The sequence below is a fragment of the Clostridium arbusti SL206 genome, assembly GCF_000246895.1.
GTDB lineage: Bacteria > Bacillota > Clostridia > Clostridiales > Clostridiaceae > Clostridium_I > Clostridium_I arbusti.
The window spans coordinates 59737-75643 of the sequence record NZ_BAEV01000001.1 but is presented as its reverse complement, the minus strand read 5'-3'; the positions used below and the strand labels follow the sequence as shown (position 1 = coordinate 75643).

General features: G+C 30.1%; 16 protein-coding genes and 1 other annotated feature. Of the genes, 8 read left to right on the top strand and 8 right to left on the bottom strand.

Annotated features, from left to right (window positions below; all coding sequences use genetic code 11):
• Positions 1-198 precede the first annotated feature (198 nt).
• The 6 genes from RH99_RS00355 to RH99_RS00330 all read right to left on the bottom strand — a co-directional run bounded on the left by RH99_RS00355 (position 199) and on the right by RH99_RS00330 (position 6166).
• Positions 199-1398: a S8 family serine peptidase gene (locus RH99_RS00355; protein WP_010232915.1), complete on the bottom strand. Its 1200-nt coding sequence runs from the start codon at positions 1396-1398 to the stop codon at positions 199-201.
• Positions 1399-1479: 81 nt separating this feature from the next.
• Positions 1480-1911 carry a DMT family transporter gene (locus RH99_RS00350; protein WP_010232914.1) on the bottom strand — a complete coding sequence of 144 codons (432 nt, stop codon included), beginning with the start codon at positions 1909-1911 and terminating at the stop codon, positions 1480-1482.
• A gap of 346 nt (positions 1912-2257) precedes the next feature.
• Positions 2258-2743 carry a dUTP diphosphatase gene (locus tag RH99_RS00345; RefSeq protein ID WP_010232913.1) on the bottom strand — a complete coding sequence of 162 codons (486 nt, stop codon included), beginning with the start codon at positions 2741-2743 and terminating at the stop codon, positions 2258-2260.
• A gap of 239 nt (positions 2744-2982) precedes the next feature.
• Positions 2983-4275 (bottom strand): lactate racemase domain-containing protein, encoded by a 1293-nt coding sequence (locus RH99_RS00340; RefSeq protein WP_010232912.1) that lies wholly within the window; start codon positions 4273-4275, stop codon positions 2983-2985.
• A gap of 39 nt (positions 4276-4314) precedes the next feature.
• Complete coding sequence (locus RH99_RS00335; RefSeq protein WP_010232911.1) at positions 4315-5229, bottom strand: branched-chain amino acid transaminase; 915 nt, start codon at positions 5227-5229, stop codon at positions 4315-4317.
• A gap of 62 nt (positions 5230-5291) precedes the next feature.
• Positions 5292-5485: a binding site (T-box leader), on the bottom strand.
• A 132-nt stretch (positions 5486-5617) separates the two neighbouring features.
• The gene (locus RH99_RS00330) at positions 5618-6166 is read right to left on the bottom strand and encodes a 2'-5' RNA ligase family protein (RefSeq protein ID WP_010232910.1); all 549 of its coding nucleotides are present in this window, start codon (positions 6164-6166) and stop codon (positions 5618-5620) included.
• Between the two features lie 296 nt (positions 6167-6462).
• Here RH99_RS00330 and murA point away from each other — a divergent pair, with 296 nt between their 5' ends.
• The 7 genes from murA to rlmH all read left to right on the top strand — a co-directional run bounded on the left by murA (position 6463) and on the right by rlmH (position 11973).
• A complete protein-coding gene (murA, locus tag RH99_RS00325) occupies positions 6463-7722 on the top strand; it encodes a UDP-N-acetylglucosamine 1-carboxyvinyltransferase (RefSeq protein ID WP_010232909.1) in 1260 nt (419 codons plus the stop codon).
• A gap of 33 nt (positions 7723-7755) precedes the next feature.
• A complete protein-coding gene (locus RH99_RS00320) occupies positions 7756-8541 on the top strand; it encodes an MBL fold metallo-hydrolase (protein ID WP_010232908.1) in 786 nt (261 codons plus the stop codon).
• 22 nt (positions 8542-8563) lie between these two features.
• The gene (locus RH99_RS00315) at positions 8564-9130 is read left to right on the top strand and encodes a GerMN domain-containing protein (RefSeq protein ID WP_010232906.1); all 567 of its coding nucleotides are present in this window, start codon (positions 8564-8566) and stop codon (positions 9128-9130) included.
• Positions 9111-9269, top strand: a complete 159-nt coding sequence (locus RH99_RS18395; protein WP_010232903.1) for a CxxH/CxxC protein — start codon at positions 9111-9113, stop codon at positions 9267-9269. Before RH99_RS00315 ends, RH99_RS18395 begins: the two co-directional genes overlap by 20 nt.
• A gap of 14 nt (positions 9270-9283) precedes the next feature.
• Positions 9284-9784: an SEC-C metal-binding domain-containing protein gene (locus RH99_RS00310; RefSeq protein ID WP_010232901.1), complete on the top strand. Its 501-nt coding sequence runs from the start codon at positions 9284-9286 to the stop codon at positions 9782-9784.
• Between the two features lie 334 nt (positions 9785-10118).
• Positions 10119-11291 carry a pyridoxal phosphate-dependent aminotransferase gene (locus RH99_RS00305; protein WP_010232900.1) on the top strand — a complete coding sequence of 391 codons (1173 nt, stop codon included), beginning with the start codon at positions 10119-10121 and terminating at the stop codon, positions 11289-11291.
• A gap of 202 nt (positions 11292-11493) precedes the next feature.
• Positions 11494-11973 carry a 23S rRNA (pseudouridine(1915)-N(3))-methyltransferase RlmH gene (gene rlmH, locus RH99_RS00300; protein ID WP_010232899.1) on the top strand — a complete coding sequence of 160 codons (480 nt, stop codon included), beginning with the start codon at positions 11494-11496 and terminating at the stop codon, positions 11971-11973.
• 398 nt (positions 11974-12371) lie between these two features.
• Here rlmH and RH99_RS00295 read toward each other — a convergent pair whose 3' ends face one another.
• Positions 12372-13475: a UvrB/UvrC motif-containing protein gene (locus RH99_RS00295; RefSeq protein ID WP_010232897.1), complete on the bottom strand. Its 1104-nt coding sequence runs from the start codon at positions 13473-13475 to the stop codon at positions 12372-12374.
• A gap of 354 nt (positions 13476-13829) precedes the next feature.
• Between RH99_RS00295 and RH99_RS00290 the strand changes: the two genes are divergently transcribed.
• The gene (locus tag RH99_RS00290) at positions 13830-15020 is read left to right on the top strand and encodes an MFS transporter (RefSeq protein WP_010232896.1); all 1191 of its coding nucleotides are present in this window, start codon (positions 13830-13832) and stop codon (positions 15018-15020) included.
• Positions 15021-15125: 105 nt separating this feature from the next.
• Here RH99_RS00290 and RH99_RS00285 read toward each other — a convergent pair whose 3' ends face one another.
• Positions 15126-15800 carry an HNH endonuclease gene (locus tag RH99_RS00285; RefSeq protein ID WP_050993300.1) on the bottom strand — a complete coding sequence of 225 codons (675 nt, stop codon included), beginning with the start codon at positions 15798-15800 and terminating at the stop codon, positions 15126-15128.
• Positions 15801-15907 lie beyond the last annotated feature (107 nt).

Genomic DNA, 15907 nt, shown 5'->3' with positions numbered 1-15907 from the left:
TATAAGGCTAAATTTTATATTTAAGTAAATAGAAAATAAAAACCTCTGAGAATTTAAACTCAGAGGCTAATATTATTACAAACATACAAAGCATAAAAGGCTAAGAATGTTTGATAGCGAAATTATATTTAATTAATTTCGTTACAAGATAATTAAAAATTATTTTGTAATTATAGTTATGTGTAAAAAAATTGATTTTTATTCATTATTAAAAAGCTTTTTTATATCTATTAGTCCTTCTCCTTGTTGCCACTTAGGAAAGTTCAATAAATTACAAGAAGCTTTAATAAGGGATATAACATCCTTATAATTTAAAGTGCTATTACTTTCTAATAATAAAGCACAAATTCCACTTATATAGGCAGCAGCACAAGATGTTCCTGTAAAAGTAGTATAGTATTGCTTCATTTTGTGTGGATAAAGTTTCACACCATCTCTTTCTGAAACATAGTTAATATCAGATCTTAAAGAATATATATCCACACATGCAGCGGAAAGATCTGGTTTCATAAGTTTACCACAAGGTCCACTCGCGGAATAAAAATAGGGTTTAGTTATGGAAGTGGTATCTACGCCGCCAATAGTTAGGCAATTACTTAGTGCAGCAATACCACGTATGGAACTTTTTATATTTTCATTATTACCACTAGGAATTATTACGACAATGTCATTTTCTTTTGCTTTTTCAAAAATTTTATAAAATAAAGAAAGTATAAAATCATCTTCTGTAGATATTTCAAAAGGTAAACAGAGTATTCTTATGTTAAATTTCTTACAATCAAGAAGAAATTTATCTATAGCTAAAAGTATGTTTGAGATATAGCCTTTTCCTAAAGCATTAAAAGCCTTTATGCAATATATACTGCTATTTGGAGCGATACCTTTATACATTCCCTTCGAATTAATTCCGCTTCCAGATAGTATACCACTGATGAAGGTACCATGACCATTATCATCATAAGGATAATTAAGACCATTTATAAGATCAGTAAATTTTTTTATTTTTTTAAAAGGACTTAACAAATCTGGATGTGGATATACGCCACTATCTATTAAACCTATACATACATCTTTACCTGTAAATTTCAAACTTTTACCTAAATTTACGCTATTTGCAGCAGATACACTATTAGCACAGAGATAAGCAAAATCATCAAGCGTAATAAAATTTACTTCTGGGTATTCTATTAAACGGTGAATAGATAAAGCTGACATATTGGCACATACACAATTAATTGAAGGTATTATGCATATCAATTCACCTCTAAATGATTTTATTTTCGATTGAAATTTATCTAGTAATGCAGTACAGTGAATAATTATTCTATAATTTTTAAATCTATCTTTTTCTATGGCAATTCTTAAATTGTTATCAAGTTTTTTCTTTATTGAAAACATCAATTTTCCTCCGCAAGATGACTTCCATTATTATTATATTTTAAAACTTGATATTTGCTATTAATAATTAAGAAAATATTTTTAGCACTTCCATTTAAATAAAATTATACCTGATATCATAATAATCACACCTAATATTTCATGTATGCCAAAGGCTACTTTTTGTGTACCAAAAAGACCGAGGGCATCAATGAGAGCTGCGGCTAAAAGCTGGGCTACTAGTATTGTGGAAATTGCACAGGTAGTTCCAACTGAAGATATGCCCTTTACAACTGTATATATGATTATAACCCCTAATAAGCCTCCTAAAAGATATAATTTATTTACATCTTTAATATTTTTTAAATTACCCTTATGTGCAAAAATTAAAACTATTGCAGTAAATACTAAAGCAGTTCCCTGAACAATAACATTGGTCTCCCAAAGTCCTATTTTCTCACTTAATCTTGTATTGAAAACACCTTGAAGACTCATACATATTCCTGATAAAATTGATAGAAATATACCAAGCATAAAATCACCATCCTGAACTTTAGTGTAACCAGATTTGTAGATATATATGAATAAGGCATATTCAAATAAATAACTAGTCAGTATGCTAGTCTATTTTGAATCCTACTACGTCAACAGAACCTTCTGATAGCACCACTATCATCAGAACCTATTTCCTTGTATAATTCAAAATACACCTCGCATCTTTGACTTGTTATTTATTTTCACATGCCTAAATGGTATTTTCTATAATTATATTTTTTTATTCAACTACATATAAATTACTTTCTATAAAATAAAAAAAACACTGTAGCATTTCATTTATTTAATAAAATTCTACAGTGTACATATTTTATTTAAATTAATTCTAATAACCAGTATTTTGTCTTTCATGATTAATAAGATTTTTTTTTAAATAGGCTTCTTCTATTTGAGATTCTGTAAATCCTAAGTTTAAACCAAGACTTAAAAAATCTTCAAAAAGAGTTATATAATGATCAATTGAAGAGCATATTAAAAAATCGTTAATGTCAATAAAAAGGTCTAAAAATTGTTCGGTTATTTTATCTCCGTAATTAGCAGCTGTTAGTTCTATATGTGCAAAATTTTTATCTAGACCTATACTTAATATAAAGTGTAGACAATCTACAAATTCTTCTAGAATATTTTCATCTGGAGATGAACCTTTGTTACTCCAATATTTAAAACATCTAGTTTCATTGGCTAACTCTCCTACTTCTACTTGAAGTGCAAGGGCTTTTTGAGAAAACAATATTTCATTATCTAAATTGTGTTCTTTCAGTATTCTACTATCTAGCTCCTTTTGTAGATTGAATAATTTCTCCAAATTCATTAATAAAGCCGCCTTTCTATAACTTTCGTATAGTTTATATTTTATATTAAAGTCATAAATAATGAAAGGTTTCATAAACGATTACATAAAAAAATTGATTAAATTCATAATATTTTAATATTAAAGTAAGGCACAATTACAAATTAATTAAAAATCAACTACAATATAAACCTAATAATGTTTATATTGTAATTGATAAATTTTCTATTAATATAATATGGTAATTACAATTCCATAGACTATTCCTCTAAAATGGGTAGAGTATTAGCTCCTTTAGGCATTAATATAGTTTCTAAATTTTTTCCTCTTTTTTCATAAACTATATTAAGAGCTTCATCAATAGTACTTACTACTTTAATATGTGCATTTTTTACTAAAGCCTGATCTATATCGGATACCATTATAAAATCATACTTGTCTGCGATTTCGCAAGCATAGTATCCTATAAACTTTGATATACTATATCTTTCTCTAAGAGATTTTTCTCTATCCAATATATTATCATAATTTAATATTATATCTTTAATGTCATCGTCTCCACCTAGACCTTCTCTGCATTGAGAAAGAAGAATTAGGGTGGCACCATCCTTAGCAGCCTCATTCATGTTAATCATTGTTTTGCTGGATTGATATAAGTTTATATCTTTTGGGTATCCACCAGCACTGGCAATAACTAAATCAGCTTTTTTATGGATCTTAACACCATCTATTTTATTTACTAATTCTCTTCCAGCACTATGGGCTTCCACGTAATCACCTGAAACAGCAGCAGCAATATTACCGTCAGGCCCCATAATTACATTGAACATAAAACTTGGTTTCACAAAGCCAGTAGCTTCTAACATATCTTTGTGAACAGGGTTATTTGCAATGCTCCCAGATTTGACCAATGGATTGCTACCATCACCTATATTTTCACCAAGTGAAAGAGCATGATTGGCCATAATAGTCTCATAACTAGATATTCCAGGAAGAATAGATTTTTTACCACCTGCCCATCCTGCAAGAAGATGATAAACTATACCGCCAGTTATTACTATGTGATCACAGTCCATAGCCAATTTATTTATTCGTACAGGTGTTCCATAACTTGTTTTACCTAAGTAAACTAAATTATCATTATCAAGGCAATCGTGATCAATGATTTTAAATCTCTTATATAATTCAGATCCTAATAGAGATTTATGTTCTTCTTCTGTTTGTTTTCTATGAGTACCTGTAGCACTTATAAAAATAATATCTTTGTCTAATATACCACCATTATTAAGTTCTTCCACAATTCTATATAAAAACTTATAAGTTTTTTGCCAAGCTCTAGTAGCATCAGGGATTACAATACAGACAGTATTTCCTGGTTTAACTATATTTTTTAACCTTGGAGTACCTATAGGATTCGCAAGAGAATTTAAAATTATTTCATCTTCTGTCATACCTAGATTAAAAGGATTACTCTTAACTATTTGTAGAAGATTATTTTCATTAATGGAGAAATCAAGTGTAGTATCTCCATAGTGCATATTAAATGTTTGCATATAACATATGCCTCCAAACTTTAACTTTAGTATATTAAATTAGTACACAGGAGTACAATACTTGGAGTATTTAGGATTTTTGCTTGAAGTTATTTCGAAGAATAATTCTTTTACTTTTTTAGAAATTTCTCCGGACTTACCATTACCGATTACTCTATTATCAACTTCAATTACTGGAGTAACCTCCATAGCTGTTCCACTGAAGAATACTTCGTCAGAAGCATATAATTCAGTTCTTGTTATACTTCTTTCTACAACTTCAAGGTTTAATTCATTTTTTGCAAGTTCAATAACTGTATCTCTTGTTATTCCTTCAAGTATATTGTCACTTGGAGGAGGCGTTATAAGCTTTCCCTTTTTAAATATGAATAGATTTTCACCAGGACCCTCACATATGTTTCCATTGCTAGTTAAGAATATAGCTTCATCATATCCGTTTTGCTTTACTTCAAGGGAAGCAAGTGCAGAGTTAAGATATGCTGCTGTAGCTTTAGTTCTTGGTGGAAGCATATTGTCTTCAAGTCTTTTCCATGAGGTTATAGCTACTTTAAGTTCTTCCTTACCAGTATAACTACCTAAAGGCTGACAGTATATTACTAGTCTATCATCTTCATCCATTAGAGTAGGTCCAATATCTTCTCCACCTTTATATGCTATAGGTCTTATATAAGTTGTAGATTTAAAGTTGTTTTTCTTTAAGAGGTCTACAGTTAATGAGCATAATTCATCTACTGAATAAGGTAACTTAATATTAAGAGTTTTACAAGATTGTAAAAATCTTTGATAATGTTCTTTAAGTCTAAATGCATAGAGCTGCTTATCTTCTTCTATCCAATAAGCTCTTATTCCTTCAAAACAACCTAAACCATAATTAAATGCTTTGCATCTAATGCTGATATTGACCTCGCTTTCAGGAACTATGTTACCATTGTATACTACATAAGAATTGTTCACAAAAAAACCCCCTTATAAAAATTATTAATATTTTTATCAAAAAAAAGAGCACACAATGTCCCTGCTGGGGCGAAGTCTGCTCGCGGTACCACCCAAATACTTACTTGAAAATTATAACGGCATGCCGGCTTAGCCTACTAAAATTCAGCTTGCAACTCAAGGGTGATTTTCAGTAATGTTAGTTTGTAGGTTTTCACCTAATCCTACTCTCTTTAAAACATACATATTACTTACTCTTCCCTATCATAGTTTTTATATGTAGATAAAATTAAATTGTAATTCACTTTACGCTTAAATATACTATTCATAAAAAGCTATGTCAATACTTAATTGAGAAATATGCTTAATTCATAATTTTCGAACTAAAAAGGTATAAATAATTAACAATTTAATATTCTTTTAATAGAAAACTTTTAACAGTCATAGTCTTTTTATTATTAATTGGTTTCCAAAGCTCAAGTCGATCTATCCTTGCTACTTTTTGAGGATTACTGTCTCTAGTGTTTTCACAGGCTATTTTATATTCACTTGTAGACCATTTTCTAGAGGCGTAGTTTGTATTTGCTAAAGAAACATGCAAGTCCCAGTTATCTATGTTTTCCCTTGCTTTAAGATGATTAATTCTTAGCTTTTCATTTATTTGCCTTATTAATCTAGTAATGTATCCTTTATTTTCCACTTTTAAATTAACTGATTTGTATGGAGGGTCAAAACAAATAACCCCGTTTAGTTCAACTCTGAATCTCTTATAAGGTTTTAGTATATCTGATACTATTTTATCAAGCTTATCAACATCAGGATCATCAATGACCTCAAGAGTAATATGTAGTACAGGGAGTTTTCTATATAATTTATATTTTTTGCAGATATTTTTCTGTATATTTTCAACGAATAAATAGGAATCCTTATCAAATAATGCCACTAAATAATATTTCATTATATTCCTCCATATGCCATACATAAAATATTTTAATAAAATAATTATAACACATAAAGACTATGAAAGAAAATGATAACTGGTTTTTAGGTTTTAAAATCAGTATGAACTTAATCTAAATATTAGACTAAGTTAAATTTATTTTTTAATTTATATTAATGGAATAAAGTGGGGTGGTATTATTTTAAAATTCATTACAAAAAGAATATAATTATGCTATAATATAATTCGTAGTTATCTTAAAATAAGAATTTATGTAAAATTTATATATATGTATAGTGAGGATGGATACGGGAATGGACAAATTGATTATAAAAGGCGGTAAAGAGCTTTTTGGAAGTGTTGATATAGGCGGGGCTAAAAATGCAGCGGTAGCAATTCTTCCAGCAGCTATTATGGCTAGTAAAGATATATGTGTAATAGATAATATACCAGAAATAGAAGATATTCAATGTGAAGAAAGAATTATTGAAAGTCTTGGATGCAAAATTACTAGAGTCAAAAACTCAGTTACTATAGATAGTACTATATTAAAGAATGTAAATGCGAATACTGAAGATGTGAGAAAAATGAGAGCTTCTTACTATCTAATTGGAGCCTTACTTGGCAGATTCGGTAAGGCGGCGGTGGAACTACCTGGTGGATGTCCAATAGGTGTTAGACCTATTGATCAACATATAAAGGGGTTTGAAGCACTTGGTGCACATGTTAATATTGAACACGGTACAATAACAGTAGAAGCAGATAAACTTATAGGAACAAATATATATTTTGATGTTGTAAGTGTAGGTGCAACTATAAATGTTATGCTTGCAGCAACTTTAGCAGAAGGAACAACAGTACTTGAGAATGCGGCTAAAGAACCACATGTAGTTGATGTGGCTAATTTCTTAAATACTATGGGAGCTAATATAAAAGGTGCAGGTACAGATGTTATAAGAATAGTAGGTGTGGAGGAACTTGTAGGATGCAGCTATAGTGTTATACCAGACCAAATTGAAGCAGGTACATATATGGCAGCAGCAGCAGCATGCGGAGGATCCGTTACTATAAATAATGTTATACCAAAGCACTTAGAATCTATATCTGCAAAGCTAGTGGAAATGGGAGCAGAAGTTATTGAACTTGATGACTCTGTTACTGTTAAATCTAAAGGTGGATTAAAGGGAGTAAATATAAAGACTCTTCCTTATCCAGGGTTTCCTACAGATGTGCAGCAACCTATGAGTGCAATTTTATGCGTTGCTGATGGAAGAAGTATAATAAATGAAAGTATATTTGAATGTAGATTTAAACATATAGATGAACTTAAAAAAATGGGTGCTGTTATAAAGGTTGAAGGTAGAATAGCTATAATTGACGGGGTTAAAAAGCTTACAGGAGCTATAGTTAAAGCTAGTGACTTAAGAGCAGGTGCAGCTATGGTTATCGCTGGCTTAATTGCTGAAGGAACTACAGAAGTTACTTGTATTGAACATATTGATAGAGGATATCCTCATATTGAAAATAAATTTAAATCTTTAGGTGCTGACATAATAAGAGTATCTATGGATTAGTTGTCTATGGTTTGTAGGGTATAGGAGAAGATTATGAAATTTTGTTCGCTTTATAGTGGGAGTAGTGGAAATAGTATATTTGTAGCATCAGAAAATGCAAAAATATTAATAGATGTAGGTCTTCCGGGGAAACATATAGAAAAGGCTCTAACTGAAATAGGAGAGAATCCAAAGGAAATAGATGGTATATTTGTTACTCATGAGCACATAGATCATGTAAAAGGTGTAGGCGTACTATCTAGGAAATATGATATACCTGTTTATGCCAATGAACCTACATGGAATAGTATGCTTAAAAGTGTTGGTAAGATAAAAGAACATAACATTAAAATTATGGATAAAAACAGTATATGTATTAAGGATTTAGATGTAGTAAGTTATGATATACCACATGATGCAGTAAAACCAACGGGCTATTCTGTAATTTGTAAGAGTAAAAAAGTATGTGTTGCTACAGATTTGGGATATTTTTCTGAAGAAGTAAAGGGGCAACTGGTAGATGCGGATGTAATACTTTTAGAAAGCAATCATGATGTAGAAATGCTTAAGTTTGGACCATATCCTTATAACTTAAAAAGAAGAATATTAAGCAATATAGGACATTTATCAAATGAAGATTGTGGTAAGGCTATTATGGATATAATGAGTTATAAGAAAAAAAATATCATTCTAGGACATTTAAGTAAAACTAACAATTATCCAGAGCTGGCATTTAAAACAGTTGTAAATGTATTAAATGATGGTGGAATACAGATGGAAAAGGATATATCTGTAACTATGGCTAGAAGAGACAGTCCAAGTGGTTATATTGAATTTTAAAATATACAAGAGGAGAATTTTAATGAGAAAAATAATAAGCTCTAGTATTTGTGTAGCATTAGCATGTTCTAGCTTGATGTTGACTTCTTGCTCAGTAAAAGATAAGTCCAGTATAAATTCAAATAGTAAAGTGGAAAATATAAAGCTTTACAAGGAGAAAGGTCAGGCTGTTGATTTAAATTTATATTTTGATGCATCTCAAAATGAGAACAAGGCTGAAATTGGTCAGGAAGAAAGGTTAATCCAAAAAGAAGAGCTTATAGGTGAATTGATTGTTAATGAACTTATAAAAGGACCGGGACTTGAAAGTAAATTAAAACCTATTCTACCTAAGAACACCAAGTTATTAAGTTTTTCAATAAATAATGGAACTGCATATATAAGCTTAAGCAATGATGCTAAGGTACCTATGACCCCTGTTAAGGAAGAAGCAACACTGAAAAGTTTAACAACTTCTTTAGACCAACTACAGTCTATTAAAAATGTAAAATTACAAATTGATAACAAAGATACGGATACTCTTGGTGGCAACTATGATATATCAAAGCCTTTTGGAAAGGATGATATAGATGGAAGAAGAAAAAAATAAGTATTTTTGTGAAGAACACTTGGATTGGGCATTTGATGATTATCTTATAGAGAATGAAGAATTTCCTAATGTTTTTGAAGTGGAAGGTCACCAGTGTGACTATTGCGGAAAACAGGCTAAGTATAAATTAGAGAGATAAAAGGAGAAGTACATATGAGTTTATATAAGAATTGGACCGATATGGTAGTTGAGTATGTAAAAACTAGAGGGGAAGCAGCCTTTTGGAAAGAATATGGTGCTATAGAGACAAAGGTATACACAAAGGTATTAGCTAATCATAGTAAGCACATAGAAGGTAAAATTAAAGATTTAGCAAAAAAATTTGAGGTTGATGATATATTTTTCATGGGATTCTTAGATGGAGTAAATGACAGTTTAACTGAGCAACTGGATTTAGAAAAACTTAACGAAGAAGATGATGTAAACATCAATGTAGATTTTGAAAAATTATACTTTAATATGCTTGAAGCAAAAGCTGATTACCTCTATGAGCTTCCTCAATGGGAAGGAATTTTCTCAAGGGAAAAGAGAAAAGAAATACATAATAGTTGGAAAAATTCAAAGACTATAGTTAATAATAATAAAGTAGGAAGAAATGAACCATGTCCTTGTGGTAGTGGTAAAAAGTATAAACAGTGTTGCGGTAAGAATTAGCATTTTCCATGATGAGGTGGATATTAAAATAAGGTTCAAAGTTAGTATGATATATGGCTTTCAGTCATTTTTCGCTTAATGCAGAAAATCTAAACCTGCATTCTGTTTAGAGTCCTATGACTTTTAAACTCGGCAAAGCCTCAGATAGTAAAAGTTACTTAACGGGCTCTAAAATCGTGAAGGTAACATTTTTACATATTAGCTTAATATGTCTAAAATTCATATATCATATTTGATGAACTTATTTTAAAATTCTTTCATGTGAAAGTTTAAGAACTTTTATGAAAGATGATTAATATATTTAGCAATATGGTAATGAGAGGATGGGTAGGATATGCCAGAAATAAGTGAAAGATTAAATGGTTTTACAGAATCAGTTATTCGTAAAATGACAAGAATAGCAAATAAATATGATGCTATAAATTTATCACAGGGTTTTCCAGATTTTGATCCGCCAAAGGAAATTAAAGAAGCTCTCATAAAGGTAGCAGAGGAAGGTCCGCACCAGTATGAAATTACTTGGGGATCACAAAAGCTTAGAGAAGCATTATCAAAAAAACAGACAAAATTCATGGGTATTCCAATAGATCCGAATAAAGAAATCGTTGTTACTTGTGGAAGTACTGAAGCTATGATGGTTTCAATGATGACAGTCTGTAATCCAGGAGATAAAGTTGTAGTATTTTCCCCTTTTTATGAAAACTATGGAGCTGATGCTATACTTTGTGGAGCTGATCCTATATATGTGCCATTAAATCCACCACACTTTAATTTTGATAAAGAGGAATTGGAGAATGCTTTTAAACAAAATCCTAAGGCAATTATATTGTGCAATCCATCTAACCCAACTGGAAAGGTATTTACACTAGAAGAACTTCAATTCATTGCAGATTTGGCTAAAAAATACGATACCTTTGTAATTACGGATGAGGTTTATGAACATATAGTTATGAAGCCACATAAGCACCAATATATGGCCGCAATTCCTGGTATGTTTGAACGTACAATTTCATGTAGTTCTTTATCTAAAACATACGCAATAACTGGATGGAGAATTGGATATGTTATTGCCCCTGAACATATAATTGAGAATGCTAAAAAAGTTCATGATTTTTTAACAGTTGGAGCAGCAGCACCACTTCAGGCAGCAGTTTTGGCAGGACTTAATCTTCCTGATGAGTATTATGAATCCCTAAGAGAGCTGTATACGCAAAAAAGGGAGCTATTCCTTAACGGTCTTGATGAAGCAGGACTTAAGTATACAAAACCTGATGGAGCATATTATGTTATGGTGGATATATCAGAGTTTACGGAAGGCACTGATATGGAGTTCTGTGAATGGCTAGCTAAGGAAGTTGGAGTAGCAGCAGTACCAGGTTCTAGTTTTTTCAAAGAAGATGTGAACAACTTTATAAGATTTCATTTTGCTAAAAAGGACGATACTTTAATTGAAGCAGTTAGAAGATTAAAGACCCTTAAAGAAAAGGTAAGGAATAGAAAAGCTTAGACTATAAGGATAGGCTTGAAAATAAAGTTTAAAGTTAAGTATGACACATGAATTTAGGATATCTCTTAGTTCATAAGAAAAAGATAGCATTGGTTTTCTTTATGGTTGTTTTAAAAAGGTTTAGGGTGAATATTCATTTAAAATCTTTTTGATATAAAATTGACCTTTTTTGTTATGTAAATTTTTATTGGGAGACAAGAACATGAATATAACTCTAATCACTGTAGGAAAAGTAAAAGAAAAACATCTTAGAGATGCCATAGATGAATACAGAAAAAGACTTTCTAGATATTGCAAACTAGATATAGTAGAAGTACAAGATGAAAAGACTCCTGATAATGCTTCCTTAAAGGAAGAGTTAATTATAAAGAATAAAGAAGCAGAATCTATACTAAAGTATATTAAAGATAATATGTACGTAGTAGCTTTGGACTTAAAGGGAAAAATGTTATCTTCAGAAGAGCTATCAGATTTTGTTGGAAATCTTGGTGTAAACGGGGAAAGTAATATAGGATTTGTTATTGGAGGTTCCCTTGGATTATCCAAAGTAGTTTTAGATAGGGCTAACTATAAGCTTTGCTTTTCTAAGATGACATTTCCACATCAGCTTATGAGGGTTATATTACTTGAGCAGATTTATAGAGGGTTTAGGATTATGAAGGGTGAACCGTACCATAAATAATATAGTATTATTAGTAAGTGATGAATCTAACTGGATTACAGGTCAAACAATTATTGAAAATACAATTTATTATATTTTATAGGTTTTTTCTATATCTATTTTAAAAGATAAACCAATATCGAGTTATTGTAAATATGATATACAAAAAAGGTTGACGAATGTTTTGTATATGAATAAATTTAATTGAAGCAAGTTCTTAATTCAGGTGGGGATTCTTTTACCCCATCTGAATTTTAGAACTGCGAATGCATGGCTTACTTGGCGTTGGACTCCCACTTTAAGAAAAGTAGAGAGCCCAAATTTTAATTTGGTGCGAATCACTTTCGCAGAGTGCAAGCAGAGAACCAAAATCTTTTTTTGATTTTGTGTGAATCGCTTTCACAGAGTGCGTGGGAGACTTACACCAAGTTAGTCAGGTTAAAAAGTAATTTGTTAAGTGCATTGTCAATATCCATATTGTTCATATCACTAAGCCAGTTATCTAGAATTATTATATGTTTACAATAACTACTAATAGATTTATTCTTCAAGTAATTATAAATTATTTGAGATTCATCTAGTTTTTCTTTTCCAATTTCTATTGAATCTTTTAAAATTTCATCATTAAAGTAAAATAAAATCTTGGTTTTTAAAATAGATTTTAATTGTTTAGAGCTAAAATTTTTTATTGTGTACTTCTCACTAAAAAGTAATTCATTTCCTTTGATGAGAAAGAATTTAAAGTTATCATCATCTAAATACTCAAGTAAAGCAATATTTTTATTCTCTTTTATAAAATCCACAACTTTCATATTACTGAGTAGATATTTTACTGCACTTATATAATCTCTATATTTAGCAGCATTCTCAAAATCAAAGTTTTCTGATGCAGTATTCATAGTATACTCCATCTCCTCAAGAATACTTTTGTCAGTTCCATTAAGTAAGTTTAGTATTTTGTCAAATATGGAAGAATACTGCTGACTTGGAGTTTTATCTAAACACATACCAATACATAAGCCTAAAGAATAATTCAAACAACCATAAGCTTTTTGTGAAGTATTATTACATAGTATTTTACAACATTCTTTAATTCCTTGAAGTGCTCTTTCTACTGTGTTTTTATTTGTGTAGGGTCCCAAATAAATATTATCATCATCTTTGGAGGATTCACTAGCAAGTTCAATATCAGGATATTTTTCATTGATTTTTACTTTTATGTAAGAATAGGACTTAGGATTTTTCATCAGTTTGTTATATATAGGTTTAATTTCTTTTATCAATTTGCATTCTAACATAAGGGCTTCAAATTCTGTATCAGTAAGTATATATTCAAAGTCCTTTAGATTTTTGACTAATTTTACAATCTTTGAAGAATGTGATTTTGAGTTTTGAAAATAGGATTTAACCCTACTTTTTAGTTTTTTTGATTTACCAACATAAATAACACTATTAAGGGAATCCTTCATAAGATACACTCCTGGGGATGAAGGGAGTTTTTTAATTTTTTCTTTTAAGTTCATAATATTAGCTCCTCGAAAGAATATATAATAACTAGATTTTATCATAATATTAATTAAAGTTGCAACGATATGAAAGCTACTAAAAAGTAAATTGAGAATACTTTTCTTATCCCTGGAAAAATTCCAATGCCTGCTGAAAGTGTATATATTAATTTAAAAGATTATATGAAAATAATTTTGAGGATGTTGTATGAAAAATAAGAATAATATTTTTAAGAGCACATCATTAGAAGTACTCTTTTTATTGTTTGAAATCCTTTAATATATTGTTTAAGTTATAAAATAGTTAATATATAATAAATATTAGAATAATCATTCATTGTTAAATTAATATGAAAAGAGAGATGATGTTTAATGAAAAAGTATCCAGCAGCACTGTGGACATTAGTTATTGGTGCATTTTCAATTGGAATGACTGAATTTATTATTATGGGATTGTTACCTGATGTTGCAGCAGATGTACATTCATCTATATCAGCAGCAGGACAATTGATTACTGGTTATGCATTGGGAGTTGCCATTGGTGGTCCTATTCTCGTATTAATAACCTGTAAAATGGCAAAAAAGAACTTATTAATATTATTGATGTGCTTTTTCTGTATAGGTAATGTTTTTGCAGCTTTTGCTCAAAATTATGGATTATTGCTTATGGCTCGTTTAATAACTTCACTTGCACATGGAACATTTTTCGGAGTAGGTGCAATTATGGCAGCTAATCTAGTGGAACGATCAAGGCGTGCTAGTGCTATGGCACTAATGTTTACTGGATTAACTGTGTCCAATGTAGTAGGTGTTCCATTTGGAACATTTATTGGACAACAATGGGGATGGCGGAGCAGTTTTATAATTATTGCACTTATAGGGGTAATTTCGCTGCTTGGAATAACATGTCTTGTACCAAAAGATAATAAACAAGAAGATAAATCCTCCATTAAAAAAGAGTTAGCAGTTTTAAAACGTGGAGATATATGGCTAGCTTTATTGGTAGCTATGTTTAGCTTTGGTAGTGTTTTTGCATTATTCACATACATTACACCTATTTTAACTAAAGTTACAGGTTATAGTGAGCATTCTGTATCTTTTTTACTTGTAATTTTTGGCGTAGGGGTAACTATAGGTAATATATTGGGTGGAAAGCTAGCTGATTGGAACATTAATAGAGCACTATTATTGAGTCTAATTGTATTTCTATCATTTTTTGTTGTTCTCTATTTTGTTCAATTTTCAGAAATACTTATGGTACCCGGTGTATTAGTATTTGGAATTTTAGCATTTTCTTTAGTTCCAATGCTTCAATTCCGTATTCTAGATTTGAGTTCAGATGCGCCTACATTGGCCAGTACATTAAATCAATCTGCAATGAATCTTGGCAATGCTGGAGGGGCATTTATTGGAGGTATATCAATAGCATATCTTCCGATAAGTGATCTTGCATTGATAGCCCCAATAATTACTTTGATAGGATTAGCTCTATTCATTTTACAATTAAGGATATCAAAATATAAACTAGAATATGAAGATAGCCCGATTAAAGAATCATTGTAATTAGTATTATTTATAATTGTTAAGTAAATGACTTAAGTATAAAAAATAAAGGATTTCATACTGAAAGTAAAATTAATTTCAGTATGAAATCCTTTATTTTATGAGTTATAGCTTCTTCTCCAAATTAGATCGTCTATTATCTAATGGATTAAGATTAATATGATGAATAGTTTCAGTATCATCAGGATTCATAATTATTCTATCTAGGTAGATTCGCCCATTAGGAGTATTTGCTACAACGAAAATATCATTATGTCTCTTATACTTTACCCAACTATAGGCATCAGTAATTACAGTATTTAAATCTTCTTTAGATATTAATGCTTTAGAGCATTCATTACCATTTCTATCTCTTAATATTATGGCAATTGTGTTTTCATCTACAATTTCATAATCATTTTTAGTGTTTCTTTCAACTATTTCTAGATTGCATTTTCTATTATCTAAAGTATTACCGTTTAAATGCTTAATTGGAGTTTTGGGATTAGTATCTAATATTACACTCTGTAGACTTTGTTTCATTGGTTTAGACTTTTTATTAGTCTTAGTTGAACTTATGTTTTGAGCTAGATAGCTATTAAAGTCCTTATGCCACTCAGCGAACCAAGTTCCAATACCTTTAACTTTTTCCATATCATCTGCATCTATTTTAGCTATGATTTCTGAACCATCTTTTTTTAGCAAAGATATCAAAACAATGTTTTCCTTGATTTCATATTTATTCTCTGTATTTTTGTAATTTGTATTTATATAAAACACCTCTTTTATTGTTTTTACCATAAAGATAAGTATAACAGAGTGAAGGGCAAAATGATACTATAGTAATTTATTTTAAAGACTAGTAATGTAATAGTATAATATAATTACAAAAGCAATATTATAATCAA

Bases quoted from the DNA above. Each gene is read 5' to 3' on its own strand.
- RH99_RS00310 (WP_010232901.1), top strand. From the start codon at position 9,284: ATGAGTTTATATAAGAATTGGACCGATATGGTAGTTGAGTATGTAAAA.
- RH99_RS00330 (WP_010232910.1), bottom strand. From the start codon at position 6,166: ATGAAATATTATTTAGTGGCATTATTTGATAAGGATTCCTATTTATTC.
- RH99_RS00315 (WP_010232906.1), top strand. From the start codon at position 8,564: ATGAGAAAAATAATAAGCTCTAGTATTTGTGTAGCATTAGCATGTTCT.
- murA (WP_010232909.1), top strand. From the start codon at position 6,463: ATGGACAAATTGATTATAAAAGGCGGTAAAGAGCTTTTTGGAAGTGTT.
- RH99_RS00320 (WP_010232908.1), top strand. From the start codon at position 7,756: ATGAAATTTTGTTCGCTTTATAGTGGGAGTAGTGGAAATAGTATATTT.
- RH99_RS00285 (WP_050993300.1), bottom strand. From the start codon at position 15,800: ATGGTAAAAACAATAAAAGAGGTGTTTTATATAAATACAAATTACAAA.
- RH99_RS00355 (WP_010232915.1), bottom strand. From the start codon at position 1,398: ATGTTTTCAATAAAGAAAAAACTTGATAACAATTTAAGAATTGCCATA.
- RH99_RS00350 (WP_010232914.1), bottom strand. From the start codon at position 1,911: ATGCTTGGTATATTTCTATCAATTTTATCAGGAATATGTATGAGTCTT.
- RH99_RS18395 (WP_010232903.1), top strand. From the start codon at position 9,111: ATGGAAGAAGAAAAAAATAAGTATTTTTGTGAAGAACACTTGGATTGG.
- RH99_RS00340 (WP_010232912.1), bottom strand. From the start codon at position 4,275: ATGCAAACATTTAATATGCACTATGGAGATACTACACTTGATTTCTCC.
- RH99_RS00295 (WP_010232897.1), bottom strand. From the start codon at position 13,475: ATGAACTTAAAAGAAAAAATTAAAAAACTCCCTTCATCCCCAGGAGTG.
- RH99_RS00305 (WP_010232900.1), top strand. From the start codon at position 10,119: ATGCCAGAAATAAGTGAAAGATTAAATGGTTTTACAGAATCAGTTATT.
- RH99_RS00345 (WP_010232913.1), bottom strand. From the start codon at position 2,743: ATGAATTTGGAGAAATTATTCAATCTACAAAAGGAGCTAGATAGTAGA.
- RH99_RS00290 (WP_010232896.1), top strand. From the start codon at position 13,830: ATGAAAAAGTATCCAGCAGCACTGTGGACATTAGTTATTGGTGCATTT.
- rlmH (WP_010232899.1), top strand. From the start codon at position 11,494: ATGAATATAACTCTAATCACTGTAGGAAAAGTAAAAGAAAAACATCTT.